The following is a 14115-nucleotide window of genomic DNA, read 5'->3' as shown; positions in this document are numbered from 1 at the left end:
GGTGCATCTCGATCTTTATCCGGGGGTTGACGGGTATGCGGAAGATTTCCTCGATCGGTGCCGCCGTCGTCCTGACCGTCGCCACGGCGGGCGCCGTGGTGACCGCTACGGCCGGACCGGCGAGCGCCGGGTGCAGTCACTCGCACTCCAACGTCGACAGCAAGTTCGGCCAGCTGTTCAACGCGACGAACGTCAACATCCGCACCGGCCCGCACACCACCTGCGCCTCGCTGGGTTACGGGCAGCTCAACCACAACGTCGACTTCCACTGCTTCGGCAGCGGCGACCGGGTCACCGCCAACGGCAAGACCACCTACACGTGGACGTACGTGCGCAACGTCACCACAGGTGTCTCCGGCTGGGTCGCCGACGCGCTGCTGGACAACCTCGGCGGCAACGTCGCCTGCTGAACGACGGGCCGCCGGTCGCCGGCCGCGGCAGGCAGAATGACAGGGCATGACCGGCCTGTACCCGCCCGCCGAACCGTACGCCACCCACCGGCTCCCGGTCGGTGACGGCCACGTCCTGTACGTGGAGGAGGTGGGTCGCCCGGACGGCGTACCCGTGGTGTTCCTGCACGGCGGGCCCGGCGGTGGGCTGGTGCCGGCCGCGCGCCGCTTCTTCGACCCGGGGCGCTACCGGGCGGTGCTGTTCGACCAGCGCGGCGCGGGCCGCAGCACCCCGCACGGCGAGGTGCGCGCCAACACCACCTGGCATCTGGTGGCCGACCTGGAGACCATCCGGCAGCGGCTGGGCATCGGCTCGTGGCTGGTGTTCGGCGGGTCGTGGGGCACCACGCTCGGTCTGGCGTACGCGCAGGCGCACCCGCAGCGGGTGACCGGCCTGGTGCTGCGCGGCGTGCTGCTGCTGCGGCGCGGCGAGCGGGACTGGTTCTACCAGGGCGGGCTGCGGCACCTCCAGCCCGAGGAGTGGGAGCGGTTCGTCGCCCCGGTCCCGCCGGGCGAGCGCGACGACGTGCTGGGCGCGTACCACAGGCGGCTGCACGGCCCGGACGAGGCGCAGGCCCGGGTCTGGGCGCGCGCCTGGGGACGCTGGGAGGCGGTCAACTCGGCGCTGCGCCCCGACCCGGAGCTGCTCGCCCACTTCACCGCCGACGACCACGCGCTGCCGGTGGCCCGGATCCTGTCGCACTACGCCGTGCACGGCGGCTTCCTCGGCGAGGGCCAGCTGCTCGACGGCGTGGACCGGATCCGGCACCTGCCCGCCGTGATCGTCAACGGCCGCTACGACCTGTGCTGTCCGCCGGTGTCCGCGTACGACCTGGCCCGCCGGTGGCCCGAGGCGACGCTGCGCATCGTGCCCGATGCCGGGCACTCGGCGGCCGAGCCGGGGGTGACCCGCGAGGTGCTGCGCGCGCTCGACGAGGTGACCGCGCGCGTCGAGAGCCCGGCTGGCGAGCCTGGTCATCCGGGAGCGCCGCTGGCAGGATCAGCCGGGTGACGGGTGGGCTGTACGCGGTCAGTGACCTCCACGTGTCGTACGCGGAGAACCGCGCGGTGGTGGACGGCCTGCGGCCGGAGACGGCGGACGACTGGCTGATCGTGGCCGGTGACGTGGGCGAGGTCTTCGCCGACGTGGAGCGGACGCTGCGGCTGCTGCGCGACCGGTTCGCCACTGTGGTGTGGGCGCCCGGCAACCACGAGCTGTGGACCCACCCGAACGACCCGGTGACGCTGCGCGGCGTGGCCCGCTACGACGCGCTCGTGGCGATGTGCCGCGAGCTGGGCGTGCTGACCCCGGAGGACGAGTACGCGGTGTGGCAGGGTGACGGCGGCCCGGTCACCGTGGCGCCGCTGTTCCTGCTCTACGACTACTCGTTCCGCGCCCCCGGCACCACCACCAAGGAGGAGTCGCTGCGCGCGGCGTACGCCGCCGGTGTGGTGTGCACCGACGAGATGCTGCTGCACCCCGACCCGTACCCGGACCGGGAGTCCTGGTGCCGGGCGCGGCTGGAGGCGACCCGGCGGCGCCTGGCGGCCACCGACCCGGCGCTGCCCACGGTGCTGGCGACCCACTGGCCGCTGGTGCGGCAGCCCACCGAGGTGCTCTGGTTCCCGGAGTTCGCCCAGTGGTGCGGCACCGATCAGACGGCCGACTGGCACGTGCGTCACCGCGCCGCCGTCGCGGTCTACGGCCACCTGCACATCCCGCGCACCACGCATTACGACGGGGTGCGGTTCGAGGAGGTGTCGCTGGGTTACCCGCGCGAGTGGCGGCGCCGCGGCGGCGAGCCGGCGCCGATGAGGCGGATCCTCGGATGATCGCGGCGCTGCTGCCGGCCGGGGCGCTCGCCGTCGAGGCGTTCGCCGACGTGCCGGACGAGACGCCGTACCCGGGCGAGGAGGACCTGGTCGCGCGCGCGGTGACCGGCCGCCGCCAGGAGTTCGTCACGGCCCGCCGCTGCGCGCGGGAGGCGCTGGCCCACCTCGGGTACGCGCCCGTCCCGATCCGCTCCGGCGCCCGGCGCGAGCCGGTCTGGCCGGACGGCGTGGTGGGCAGCATCACCCACTGCGCCGGCTACCGGGCGGCGGCGGTGGCCCCGGCCGGGGCGCTGGCCGGTCTGGGCATCGACGCGGAGCCGCACGAGCCGCTGCCGGACGGGGTGGCCGGCGTGGTCACCGTGGCGGGCGAGCCGGAGCGGCTGGCCGCGCTGCGCGCCGCCGACCCGGCGACGCACTGGGACCGGCTGCTGTTCAGCGCGAAGGAGTCGGTCTACAAGGCGTGGTACCCGCTGACCGGGCGCTGGCTCGGGTTCGAGGAGGCGGACCTGACGTTCGACCCGGCCGGCCGGTTCACCGCCCGGATCCTGGTCGACGGCACCCGCGCCGACGGCGGCCCGCCGCTGGACGTCCTGGACGGCCGCTGGCTGGTCGCCGGCGGGCTGCTGCTCACCGCCGTGGCCGTGCCGCGCCGGTCCTGAGCAGCGATTCCGCGATTGTTCCGGTTTGCCCGCCCTGAGCTGGGGTAGGGCCGAAGGGGCCTGGACATTTAGCTGTAGGAGGACAGGTCCTGATGGAATCCAGCAAGCCCACCCAGATCGTCAAGGGTGTCGTCGAAGCCGCCGTCGAGAAGGTCGGCGACGCGCTGACTCCGGACGTGCCGGGCGCTCCCGGCAGCGCGCCGCCGCCACTGGAGGAGCCGACCACGCCGCACGGGCCGCTGCCGCCCAAGGACGAGCAGGGCGCGCCGGACACCCGGACCCCGACCGGCGCCGAGACCGGCGTGCCGAAGATCGCCAAGGGGCAGCAGGGCGCGTACCTCACCACCGCCAACGGGGCCCGGCTGCGGGACACCGACCACTCGCTCAAGGCCGGTCCGCGCGGTCCGGTCCTGCTCCAGGACCACCACCTGCGGGAGAAGATCACCCACTTCGACCACGAGCGGATCCCGGAGCGGGTGGTGCACGCCCGGGGCGCGGGCGCGCACGGCACGTTCGTCGCGTACGGCACCGCGGAGGAGGTGACCCGGGCCGGGTTCCTGAAGAAGGGCCGCGAGACGCCGGTCTTCGTCCGCTTCTCCACAGTGCTCGGCTCGCGCGGGTCGGCCGACACGGTCCGCGACACCCGTGGCTTCGCCACCAAGTTCTACACCGACGAGGGCACGTTCGACCTGGTCGCCAACAACATCCCGGTGTTCTTCATCCAGGACGCGATCAAGTTCCCGGACGTCATCCACGCCGGCAAGCCGCACCCGGACCGGGAGATCCCGCAGGCCCAGAGCGCGCACGACACGTTCTGGGACTTCGTCTCGCTGCACACCGAGGCGCAGCACCACACCATGTGGAACATGTCCGACCGGGGCATCCCGAGGTCCTACCGGACCATGGAGGGCTTCGGCGTGCACACGTTCCGCATGGTCGACGAGGCCGGCGCGACGGTGCTGGTCAAGTTCCACTGGAAGCCGAAGCTGGGCGTGCACTCCCTGACCTGGGAGGAGGCGCAGCTCATCGGCGGCATCGACCCGGACTACCACCGCCGCGACCTGTACGACGCGATCGAGGCCGGCGCGTACCCGGAGTGGGAGCTGGGCATCCAGGTCTTCCCGGACACGCCGGAGGAGACGTTCGCCGGGATCGACCTGCTCGACCCGACGAAGATCGTGCCGGAGGAGCTGGCGCCGGTGCAGCCGATCGGCAAGCTCACCCTGAACAAGACACCGCGCAACTTCTTCGCCGAGACCGAGCAGGTGGCGTTCCACGTCGGGCACCTGCCGCCCGGCATCGACGTGACGAACGACCCGCTGTTGCAGGGCCGCCTCTTCTCGTACGTGGACACGCAGCTCACCCGCCTCGGCGGACCGAACTTCACCCAGATCCCGATCAACCGGCCGCACGCCGACGTCAACGACATGTTCCGTGACGGCTTCCACCAGCACGCGGTGCACGCGGGCGTGGCGCCGTACCGGCCGAACTCGCTCGACGGCGGCAACCCGTTCCCGGCCGGCGACCGGGAGCACGCGTTCGTGGACACGCCGGTGACGGTGGCCGAGGCGCCGAAGGTGCGGGCCGCGCCCGCCTCGTTCGACGACCACTACAGCCAGGTACGCCTGTTCTGGCAGAGCATGTCGCCGGTGGAGAAGGAGCACATCATCCGGGCGTACACGTTCGAGCTGGGCAAGTGCTACCACCAGGCGATCAAGGAGCGGCAGCTCCAGTGCCTGGCGAACGTGGACCCGGTGCTGTGCGAGCAGGTGGCGATCGGCCTGGGCCTGCCCGTGCCGCAGCCCACGGCGCCGCTCGCGGACGTGCAGCCCAGCCCGGCGCTGTCCCAGGTGGGCCGGGAGTGGCCGGCCGACGGCCGGATGGTCGGCATCGTGGTCGACGCCCAGGCCGACCTGGGCGACGTGCACGAGGTACGCCGGGCGGTGTTCGCCGCCGGCATGGTGCCGTTGCTGATCGCCGCGCACGGCGGCACCGTCGACGGGCTGCCGGTGCAGCGCACGTTCGCCACCGGCCGCTCGGTCGAGTTCGACGCGGTGCTGCTCGCCGGCGCCCCGGCCCCGGCGCCGGACGCGCTGCCGGCCCGCGACGCCAAGGCGGGCGCGCCGGGCTCGTCCACAGTCGACCCGCGGGTGCTGCTGCTGGTCGAGGAGGCGTGGCGGCACGCCAAGGTGATCGGTGCCTGGGGCGCGGGCGCCGAGGTGCTGAGCCAGGCCGGCGTCGCCGGCACGCCGGGCGTGGTCACCGGTGGCTCCGGCGCCGAGGTGCTCACCGAGGTGCAGCGGCTGATGGCGGCGCACCGGGTCTGGGAGAGGTTCCCGGCCTCGGTCGCCTGATCCCGTGTCCCGTGCGTGGGGGGCGGTCCCGGATCCGGGGCCGCCCCCCACGCCGCGCGTATGCGGACGCTCACCGCTGGTCACCCATCGACACTCGTCGTTGACGGCTTAGTTAATACTCTTTAATATTTGGGCCACCTCGAGGAAGACCCCCATCCGCCCCCGTCCCCGGGAAGGCCCTCGATGCCCAGACCTCACCTCCGGCGGCGCCTGGCCGCCGGTGCGCTCGCGCTGGCCACCACCGCCGCGACGCTCACCCTCGCCCCGCCCGCCGCCGAGGCGGTGGTGCTGCCGAACAACTTCAAGAGCGTCGGCTACATGCCGTCCTGGAGCGGCAACGTCAACAGCATCCAGTACGGCAAGCTCACCCACATCAACTACGCGTTCGTGCTCCCCAACGGCGACGGCAGCCTGCGCCCGGTGGAGAACCCGAGCAAACTCTCCTCGCTGGTGTCGCTCGGGCACGCCAACAACGTCAAGGTCTCCATCGCCGTCGGCGGCTGGAACGACGGCGACGACTCCGCGTTCGAGGCGCTCGCCGCGAACTCCGGCACGCGCACCGCGTTCGTCAACAACCTGATCGCCTTCGTCAACCAGTACAACCTCGACGGCGTCGACATGGACTGGGAGTACCCGACCCGGGCGCCTCGGCGAACAACTACACGCTGCTGATGCAGCAGCTCGGCAGCGCCCTGCACAGCCGCGGCAAGCTGCTCACCGCCGCCGTGGTCTCCGAGGGCTACTACGTCGACGGCGTGCCCACCGCCGTCTTCGGCTCGGTGGACTGGCTGAACATCATGGCGTACGACGGCGGCAGCCCGCACGCCAACTACGACTGGTCGATCGCCAGCATCAACAGGTGGAAGTCACGCGGCCTGCCCGCCGCCAAGGCGGTGCTGGGCGTGCCCTTCTACAGCCGGCCCGGCTACTACACCTACTCCGCGCTGGTCGGCATGGACCCGGCCAACGCCAACCGGGACTGCACCACGGTGAGCGGCGCGCAGCAGTGCTACAACGGCGTACCGACAGTCAAGCGCAAGACCCAGTGGGCCATGGCCAACGCCGGCGGGATGATGAACTGGGAGCTGCCGCAGGACACCACCGGTTCGACCTCGCTGGTCAGCGCGATCTACGACACCGTCACCGGCGGTGGCACGCCGCCGCCGTCCGGGCGTACCGGGCCGATCACCGGCATCGGCGGCGCCTGCGTGGACGTGGCGGCCGCGAGCACCGCCAACGGCACCGCGATCCAGCTCTACGGCTGCAACGGCACCGCCGCGCAGAGCTGGACCGTCGCCGGTGACGGCACGCTGCGGGCGCTGGGCAAGTGCCTGGACGTGACGAGCGCCGGCACCGCCAACGGCACCGCGATCCAGCTCTGGGACTGCAACGGCACCGGCGCCCAGGTGTGGCAGACGCAGAGCAACGGCACGCTGCGCAACCCGGCGTCGGGCCGGTGCCTGGACGCCACCGGCAACAGCTCCGCCAACGGCACCCGCTTGCAGATCTGGGACTGCTTCGGCGGCGCCAACCAGGTCTGGCGGCTGCCGGCCTGACCCCGGGAGTTCCCCGCCGGGCCGTCCCGCCCGGCGGGGACCGGCCTCACCAGCGGTTGCGGGCCTCCTCGGCCCAGCCGACCAGGCCGTCCAGGTCCACGCGCTCGCCGTCGTCGGTCGCGGCCCAGCCGGTGAAGTGCCCGAAGCACTGGTGCGTCTCACCGGCCAGCACGACCAGATTGGTACGCGCCACCCGCTCGTGGAACGGGTGGAACGTGACGTCCACCCGGTCGCCGGTGATCCGCCACGGCCGCAGCCAGTCGGCGCGGTCGTACTCCCAGGTCAGATCGGCGCCGATCTTGTGCAGCCGCCCGTCGACGAAGACCGCGTTCTCGGTCGAGCCGGTGCCGTCGGTCCACTTGCCGCCGAGCTGGATCGACCGGCCCGGCCCGCTGCCGGCCGCCCAGTTCCACCGCACCGCGTACCGCCACTTGCCGCGGCCGTGGTCGAGCGCCGCGTACGACCCCTCCCCCACCGGGTACGCGGTGCCGTCGACAGTCAGCGTGCCGTGCACCGGGCGGCCGAGGTCCTTGACCGTGTACTGGAACCGGCGGGTGCTCCACGGCACCACCACGCCGAGCGACTCGTGGCCGGGCGGCAGCGGCACGGTCAGGTCCACCTCGACGCCGGGCGCGGTGGCCCGCAGCGTGCTGCCGTCCGGGCCCTGGTCCACGGCGATGGTCAGGTTCCCGCCCCGGGCGCGGACCGGGCCGTCGCCGCTGACCGGGGGCAGCACCGTGCCCCGGGCCAGCGGCACCACCGCCTCCGCCGTGGTCTCCCGGCCGGTGCGCCGGTCGAGCAGGTAGAGACTCTGCACTCCGGCGTAGTCCAGCGACGACGCGACCAGACCGAGGATGTGCGTCGGGGTGACCACGCCCCAGTGCTCCCACCGCTTGGCCCGGCCCCAGCCGCGCAGGTTCGCCCGGTGCAGCGGCCGGCGACTCCAGCCGACCGCCGCCGGGTTCAGCCGGCCGTCCGGCCGGCACAGGTCGACCGGCTCGGTGATCTCCCGCTCATGCGTCATCGCCGCAGGCTACCGGCGGCGACACCGGCCCGGCGGGCGGCCTGGACGACCGTCCCGCCGGGCCGTCGCGTCAGCGTCCCTGCTTGGCGCGACAGATCTCCACCGGCACCGCCGGGGCACCGTCGACCGGCGCCGGATCCTCCGGGGTGGGCGCGATGCCGCCGGCCGAAATCCGGTCCAGCGTGGCCAGCCCGGCCGCGTCGACCTGACCGAACACCGTGTAGTTCGGGCGCAGCGCCGAGTCGGCCTGGACCAGGAAGAACTGGCTGCCGTTGGTGTCCGGGCCGGCGTTGGCCATGGCCAGGGTGCCGCGCGCGTACAGGCGGCGGACGCCGGTCGGGTCGGTCGGCGCGGGCGGCAGGTCGGTGGGCAGCTCGTCCCGGTACCGGTAGCCCGGGCCGCCCTCGCCGGTGCCGGACGGGTCACCGCACTGCAACACCGTCAGCGTCGGGTACGCGGTGAGCCGGTGGCAGGGCGTCCGGTCGTAGAAGCGCTTGCGGACCAGGTGCAGGAAGCTCTGCACGGTGCAGGGCGCCTGCTCGCGGTCCAGCGTCAACCCGATCGGCCCCTGGTTGGTGCGCAGCGTGACCCGTACGGTGCCGCGGTCCGGCGTCCGGCGCGGGTCCGGCGGCAGCGACACCGGCCGGGCCGCGGGCTCGTCCGGCGTCGGCGTGTACGCGCACGGCCCCTTGGTCGGCGCGGGGTCGGCGGCCGGCGCCGCGGTGGCGGTGACACCTGCGGCGGCGACGATCGTCGCGGCGGCCACGCTCACCCCGGCAAGGCGGGCCAGCAGGGGTAAGGCGGCGTGCGTTCGGGTTTCGCTCGACACGGGTGGTCCTCCCTGGACTCGTGGTACCAGAACGACCGGAGTCTATGGATCGGGTCACCCGATGTCGACGCGGGCGCTCCGGCGGGTCGAAAGTCGGTTGCCGGCCCGAGCCGCTTCCGAGAAGGTGAGCGGCATGACGTTCTGACGGATCGCATCCCCGCCCGCAGGCCCTCCTCGCCGCCTGCCGTCCGCCGTTCTCCGCGTTCTTCCCCAGAAACGAGCGTCTGTGTCCGCGTACCCCTCCGGGCGGGCCGTCGTGCCCGCCACCGTCTCCGTCTTCTCCTCCCCCGGCAGCTGGATCGAGTCCGCCGCGCTGGACCAGTGCCGTCAGGTCGCCGCCCTGGACGGCATGATGCACGTCGCCGCCATGCCCGACCTGCACCCCGGCAAGGGCGCGCCGATCGGCGCCGCGATGGCCTCGACGGTGCTGTACCCGTTCCTCGTCGGCTCCGACATCGGGTGCGGCATCGCGGTGTTCCCGATCGCGCTGCGCCGGGTCGTACCCGAACGGCTCGCGGCCCGGTTCCCCGACCTGGACCGGGCGCTCGACCCGGACCGGGACGCGGACGACCCGGCCTGGTCGGTGCTGGACGGCGAGGTGCCGGCCGGGCATCTCGACGGGCTCGGCACTGTCGGGCGCGGCAACCACTTCGTGGAGCTGGCCCGCGTCGGCGCGATCCTGGCGCCGGAGCACGCCGCGCGGCTCGGGCTGGCCACCGGTGACCTGGTGCTCGTGGTGCACTCCGGGTCGCGTGGGCTGGGCGAGCGCATCCTGCGCGAGCACACCGAGGCGCACGGCGCCGGTCCCGCGCCCGACCCGGAGGCGTACCTGGCCCGGCACGACGCAGCAGTGCGCTGGGGCTCGCTCAACCGGCGGCTGCTGGCGGCGCGGGTCGCGTACGCGCTCGGCGCCGAACCGACCGAGCCCGTCGTCGACCAGTGCCACAACCTGGTCGAGATCCGCGACGGGCACTACCTGCACCGCAAGGGCGCGGCGCCGGGCGACGGGCGGGACGTGCTGATCGCCGGCACCCGCGGCACACCCTCCTACCTGGTGGCCGCGCACGCCGGGCCGGACGCCGGCCACTCGGTGGCGCACGGTGCCGGGCGCAAGATGTCCCGCGCCGACGCGCTGCGCCGGGGCCGGGCCAAGCACACAGTCGAGGAGCTTCGGCGTACGCCGGTCGGCTCGATCGTGGTGTGCGGCGACCGGCAGCTGCTGTTCGAGGAGGCGCCCACCGCGTACAAGCGCATCGAGCAGGTGATCGGCGACCTGGTGGCGCACGACCTCGCCACCCCGATCACCACAACGGTTCCGCTTGTCACCTACAAGACGCCGGACGTGGGCCGCCGCGACGAGCGCCGCAAGGGCCGCCGGTGACCGAGCTGCTGCTGTCCGCCGGGCGCGGACCCGCCGAGTGCGCGTGGGCGCTCGCCCGGCTGCTGTCCCGCCTGGAGGGCGAGGCGGCCCGGCGGGGCCTGCGTACCGCGAGGATCGAAGCGGTGTCCGGCGACCGGGCCGGCACCTACCGGTCGGTGCTGGTCCGGATCACCGGCGCCGGGGCGGAGGGCTTCGCGTCCGGGTGGACCGGCACGCTCTGCTGGCAGGCGCCCAGCCCATATCGGACGGGTCACGGCCGCAAGAACTGGTACGTCACCGCGCGCCCGTGCCGGACCGACATGGTGGTCACGCCGTTCCACGAGGCGGACGTCGAGTTCGTGCCGTGCCGCACCGGCGGGCCGGGCGGCCAGCACCGCAACAAGGCCAGCACCGCCGTCCGGGCCACGCACCGACCGTCCGGCCGGACCGTGGTGGTGGACACCGAACGGCACCTGCACCTCAACCGCCGTATCGCGGTCGAGCTGCTGCGGCAGCGGATCGCGGCCGACGACGAGGCGGCCCGGCGCGCGGGCGTCGACGCCCGCTGGCGCATCCACGACGACCTCGTGCGCGGCGACCCGGTACGGGTGGAGCGGCCCTGACGCGGCCCGATCCGGCGTCGCTGACCGGCCCGGCTACCGTGGGCCGCGGCGGACGGGCGGCCCCGCCCGCCGACGTAACGCGCGAGGAGGACGGATGCGACGGAGAAGGACCGGTCTGACGGCGGCGCTGGCGACAGGGGCCCTCTCGCTCGCCTCCTGCGGCGGGGATGCCGGCACCGACCCCGAGACCTACCTCCGCGACGCGATGCGCGAGGCCGTGTCCGTCAAGCAGGAGACCGGGCAGTTCCCCCGGGGCGTGAGCGACCTGCCGATCGGGGACTACGACGGCGTCGGCGTCGTCACGTTCGTCACCAACAACGACGCGTCGGCGCTCTGCGTGCAGCTGTCCGTGCCGGACGCCAAGCGCAGCGTCTACTCCGCCGACCCCGGACAGGTCACCGAGGGCGCCTGCGACATGGACCGCGTCCAGTGAGCTCGCTCGTGCAGCGCTTCCGCGCCGTGGTCGCCATGTGGATCTTCGTCGGCGGCGGCGGGTTCCTGCTGGCCGGGTTCCTCGGCCTGGCCCTGCTCACCCAGACGGGTCCGTTCGCGGCCGCGTCGACCTTCTCCGCCGCCGCCGAGTTCGCCCCCGGCACCGAGATCAAGGTGCGGGACACCGGCGCACGCCCCGGCAACATCCTGATCCTCGCCACCCCCGCCACAGTCGACCCCGCCACCGTCCGGTGCACCACGAAGAGCCGGGTCTACTCCACCGGCGAGCAGCGGACCAGGGAGCTGACCGGGGCCCGGCCCGAGGGGACCGCGGCGGTGATGCGCGATCGCGGCGACCCGAGGCAGTTCACTCCGGTGCTGGCCACCGAGGGCATCGGCTGGATGGAGACCGACTTTGTGAGCTGCACTGGCGCCGGTGCGGAGGCGTTCGCGCTGACCACCGCCAAGGGCATCCAGAGTGACAGGTTCCGGCTCGGCGCCGGCCTGCTGCTCATGCTGCTCGCCCCGGTGCTCGCCGGGCTCGGCTGCCTCGCGCTGTACTTCACCCGGAAATGGAACCGGGAGGCGGCGCGGCGCGGCGGTTCGACGAGCTGGCCCTACCGGTGACCGGGCTGCGCCTGCACGTGGGCTGTGCGATGTGGACGCACAAGTCCTGGTCCGGCCGCTTCCTGCCGCATCCGCTGCCCGCACACGAGCGGCTGCGCGCGTACGCCGGGTGGTGCGACGCCGTGGAGGGCAACACCACGTTCTACGCCACCCCGGCCCGGGAGACGGTGGCGTCCTGGGCCGAGCAGACCGGCCCGGACTTCCGTTTCCTGCCAAAGCTGCCGAAGGTGGTCACGCACGAGCACCGGCTCACCGGCGGCGAGGCCGAGCTGCGGGCGTTCCTGCACGCGATCGAGCCGCTCGGGCCCCGGGCGGACGCGCTCTGGATCCAGCTGCCCGGCTCGTTCGGCCCCGGTGACGTGCCCGACCTCGACCGGTTCCTGCGCACGCTGCCCGCCGGTCACCGGTACGCCGTCGAGATCCGCCACCCCGCCTTCTTCACCGAGGCCGGTGCGGTACGCGCGCTGGAGGCCACGCTGCACCAGCACGGAGCGGAGTGGGTCCCGTTCGACACCACAGCGTTCTTCCGGACACCGCCGACCAGCGACGCGGAGCGGGAGGCGTGGACGCGCAAGCCGCGCCTGCCGCTGCGTACCCGGGCGCTGACCGACCGGCCCATCGTGCGCTACCTGGGCCGCGACGACCCGGCCGGCACTGTCGAGGGCTGGCAGCCGTGGCTGGATGTGGTCACCGGCTGGCTGCGGGAGGGCCGCTCGCCGACAATGTTCGTGCACACGCCGGACAACGCGGACGCGCCCGAGCTGGCCCGCCGCTTCCACGACCAGGTCCGCGAGCGGGTGCCCGGGCTCGCGCCGCTGCCGGAGCCGGAGCCGGTCGGCCCGGCCACGCTGTTCTGAGCGCCGGATGGCATCCCCCGGCGCTGTTCCGGCCGCGTTGGGGCCGCCGCGCGAAGCGCGATCGCCCGCCGGACGGCCCACTCACCCCGGCCGGCCGCCCTCCGGCGGAGGCAGGCGGTCGTCGTACGCGCCGGACCGGCCCGCGTACCGCTCGCCACCCAGGAACGGCAGCGGGTTCGGTGTGCAGCCGTGCAGGCCGAGTGTCTGCTGCTGCATCACCGGCGCCGGACGCCCCCGCCCCGGGCAGCGCTCGTGCCCGTGGCCCAGGCGGTGGCCGACCTCGTGGTTGACCACGTACCGGCGGTACCCGACGAGGTCGCTCCCGTAGGCGGGCGCGCCGCGCACCCATCGGGCCACGTTCACCACCACCCGGTCCCCGCGCCGGCAGGACGTGTACCGGTCCGGCCCGTCCCGGCACAGGTCGTCGCGCGTACCGGGGGTGGCGAGGTAGACGGTGAAGTCGGCGGGCCCGTCGGCGCCGACGCGGCGCAGGGCGATCCGTCCGTCCGTCGTCCAGCCACCCGGGCTGGCGAGGATGCCGGTGACCTGCGCCGCGAACTCGGCCGGTGGCAGACCCGTGATGTCGCGCTCCACCGCCACCCGGTAGCGCAGCAGCCGGCCCGTACCTCTTGTGGTGGCCGGCTCGGCGGCGGCGAACCGCCATCGGTTGCCGCCCTCGGCGGGATAGCCGATCCGCGCCGGCCGGGATCGGACGGGCGCCGCCGCCGACGCGGCCGGCGCGGCAGCGGACGGCCCGGACAGCGCGACCGCGGGCTGGTCGGTGACCGGCGGTGTGCAACCGGCCAGCGACACCGCCAGCGCGATCATCGCCGCGCCGCCGCGTGTCCGGTCCACGGTCCTGGTCATCTCGTCTCCCCTCGGCGCCCGGTCGGGGGCGCGGGGATGAGGACGGGTGACCCGTCGCGAAAGTTGGTCCGGCGGGGACTCAACCTTTTCCGCTTTCCGCACGTCCCTACCGGGGTGAGAGGTGCAGAGGACCGGCATGGCCCGGGGTGACGCGGAGTTCGTCGAGTTCGCGCGGGCGTCCTCCGCGCGTCTGACGCACGCCGCCTTCCTCATGACCGGCAACCACCACCACGCCGAGGACGCCGCCCAGACCGCGCTCGTGCGCACGTACGCGTCCTGGTCCCGGATCCGCAACGGCGACCCGTACGGCTACGCCCGTTCGGTGCTGGTGAACCACCTCGTCGACACCTGGCGGCGGCCGATCCGCGAGTACCCGAGCGACGACCTCCCGGAGCGGCGCGGCGGTGACATGGCCGAGGAGGTGGCGACGCGGCGGTGGCTGGTCACCGCGCTCGGCACGCTCACCGCGCGCGAACGCGCAGTCGTCGTCCTGCGCCACTACTTCGACCTGCCGGAGGCCCAGGTGGCCCGCGAACTCGACGTGTCGGTCGGCACCGTCAAGAGCACCTCGTCCCGAGCGCTGGAGAAGCTGCGTACCGCCGGTCTGCCCGCACCCCGACCGCAGGAGACGTGCCGGTGACCGAG

The 14115-nt window shown here is 73.8% G+C and carries 16 protein-coding genes; 13 read left to right on the top strand and 3 right to left on the bottom strand.

All coding sequences use genetic code 11. From position 1 onward, the window contains the following. Positions 1–35 precede the first annotated feature (35 nt). The 7 genes from FHU28_RS13475 (at position 36) to FHU28_RS32595 (ending at position 6851) form a co-directional block, all read left to right on the top strand. Positions 36–410, top strand: a complete 375-nt coding sequence (locus FHU28_RS13475) for an SH3 domain-containing protein (protein WP_184684117.1) — start codon at positions 36–38, stop codon at positions 408–410. Between the two features lie 46 nt (positions 411–456). Then, complete coding sequence (gene pip, locus FHU28_RS13470) at positions 457–1461, top strand: prolyl aminopeptidase (RefSeq protein ID WP_184684115.1); 1005 nt, start codon at positions 457–459, stop codon at positions 1459–1461. Beyond that, a complete protein-coding gene (locus FHU28_RS13465) occupies positions 1458–2282 on the top strand; it encodes a metallophosphoesterase family protein (protein WP_184684113.1) in 825 nt (274 codons plus the stop codon). The genes pip and FHU28_RS13465 overlap by 4 nt, the downstream gene beginning before the upstream one ends. After that, on the top strand, positions 2279–2941 hold the full coding sequence (locus FHU28_RS13460; protein WP_184684110.1) for a 4'-phosphopantetheinyl transferase family protein: 663 nt from the start codon (positions 2279–2281) through the stop codon (positions 2939–2941). Before FHU28_RS13465 ends, FHU28_RS13460 begins: the two co-directional genes overlap by 4 nt. A 92-nt stretch (positions 2942–3033) precedes the next feature. Further along, the gene (locus tag FHU28_RS13455) at positions 3034–5295 is read left to right on the top strand and encodes a catalase (protein WP_184684108.1); all 2262 of its coding nucleotides are present in this window, start codon (positions 3034–3036) and stop codon (positions 5293–5295) included. A gap of 183 nt (positions 5296–5478) precedes the next feature. Beyond that, on the top strand, positions 5479–5967 hold the full coding sequence (locus FHU28_RS32600) for a glycosyl hydrolase family 18 protein (protein ID WP_260412939.1): 489 nt from the start codon (positions 5479–5481) through the stop codon (positions 5965–5967). Beyond that, entirely contained in the window at positions 5967–6851 is an 885-nt protein-coding gene (locus tag FHU28_RS32595; protein ID WP_260412938.1) for an RICIN domain-containing protein, read from the top strand. Before FHU28_RS32600 ends, FHU28_RS32595 begins: the two co-directional genes overlap by 1 nt. A 46-nt stretch (positions 6852–6897) precedes the next feature. Here the strand turns inward: FHU28_RS32595 and FHU28_RS13445 are convergent, their stop codons facing one another. Further along, positions 6898–7875 (bottom strand): DUF2804 domain-containing protein, encoded by a 978-nt coding sequence (locus FHU28_RS13445; protein ID WP_184684105.1) that lies wholly within the window; start codon positions 7873–7875, stop codon positions 6898–6900. 70 nt (positions 7876–7945) lie between these two features. Next, complete coding sequence (locus FHU28_RS13440) at positions 7946–8704, bottom strand: peptidylprolyl isomerase (protein WP_184684103.1); 759 nt, start codon at positions 8702–8704, stop codon at positions 7946–7948. Between the two features lie 226 nt (positions 8705–8930). On the opposite strand from FHU28_RS13440, the gene FHU28_RS13435 reads away from it, so the two are divergent. The 5 genes from FHU28_RS13435 (at position 8931) to FHU28_RS13415 (ending at position 12603) form a co-directional block, all read left to right on the top strand. Beyond that, positions 8931–10085 (top strand): RNA ligase RtcB family protein, encoded by a 1155-nt coding sequence (locus FHU28_RS13435; protein WP_184684100.1) that lies wholly within the window; start codon positions 8931–8933, stop codon positions 10083–10085. Continuing rightward, positions 10082–10687: a peptide chain release factor H gene (gene prfH, locus FHU28_RS13430; RefSeq protein WP_184684098.1), complete on the top strand. Its 606-nt coding sequence runs from the start codon at positions 10082–10084 to the stop codon at positions 10685–10687. The genes FHU28_RS13435 and prfH overlap by 4 nt, the downstream gene beginning before the upstream one ends. A 94-nt stretch (positions 10688–10781) precedes the next feature. Then, positions 10782–11120 carry a hypothetical protein gene (locus tag FHU28_RS13425; protein WP_184684096.1) on the top strand — a complete coding sequence of 113 codons (339 nt, stop codon included), beginning with the start codon at positions 10782–10784 and terminating at the stop codon, positions 11118–11120. Continuing rightward, positions 11117–11746, top strand: coding sequence for a hypothetical protein (locus FHU28_RS13420; RefSeq protein ID WP_184690094.1), 630 nt, complete (start codon positions 11117–11119; stop codon positions 11744–11746). Before FHU28_RS13425 ends, FHU28_RS13420 begins: the two co-directional genes overlap by 4 nt. Positions 11747–11775: 29 nt before the next feature. Beyond that, positions 11776–12603: a DUF72 domain-containing protein gene (locus tag FHU28_RS13415; RefSeq protein ID WP_221453955.1), complete on the top strand. Its 828-nt coding sequence runs from the start codon at positions 11776–11778 to the stop codon at positions 12601–12603. A gap of 81 nt (positions 12604–12684) precedes the next feature. Here the strand turns inward: FHU28_RS13415 and FHU28_RS13410 are convergent, their stop codons facing one another. Next, positions 12685–13470, bottom strand: coding sequence for a DUF3152 domain-containing protein (locus FHU28_RS13410; RefSeq protein ID WP_184684093.1), 786 nt, complete (start codon positions 13468–13470; stop codon positions 12685–12687). Between the two features lie 121 nt (positions 13471–13591). On the opposite strand from FHU28_RS13410, the gene FHU28_RS13405 reads away from it, so the two are divergent. Beyond that, positions 13592–14110: a SigE family RNA polymerase sigma factor gene (locus FHU28_RS13405; RefSeq protein ID WP_311773578.1), complete on the top strand. Its 519-nt coding sequence runs from the start codon at positions 13592–13594 to the stop codon at positions 14108–14110. Positions 14111–14115: the final 5 nt, after the last annotated feature.

This window comes from Micromonospora echinospora, from assembly GCF_014203425.1.
In the GTDB taxonomy this organism is placed as follows: Bacteria; Actinomycetota; Actinomycetes; order Mycobacteriales; family Micromonosporaceae; genus Micromonospora; species Micromonospora echinospora_A.
The sequence above is the reverse complement of the archived record's forward strand: the minus strand, read 5'-3'. Positions and strand labels throughout refer to the sequence as shown.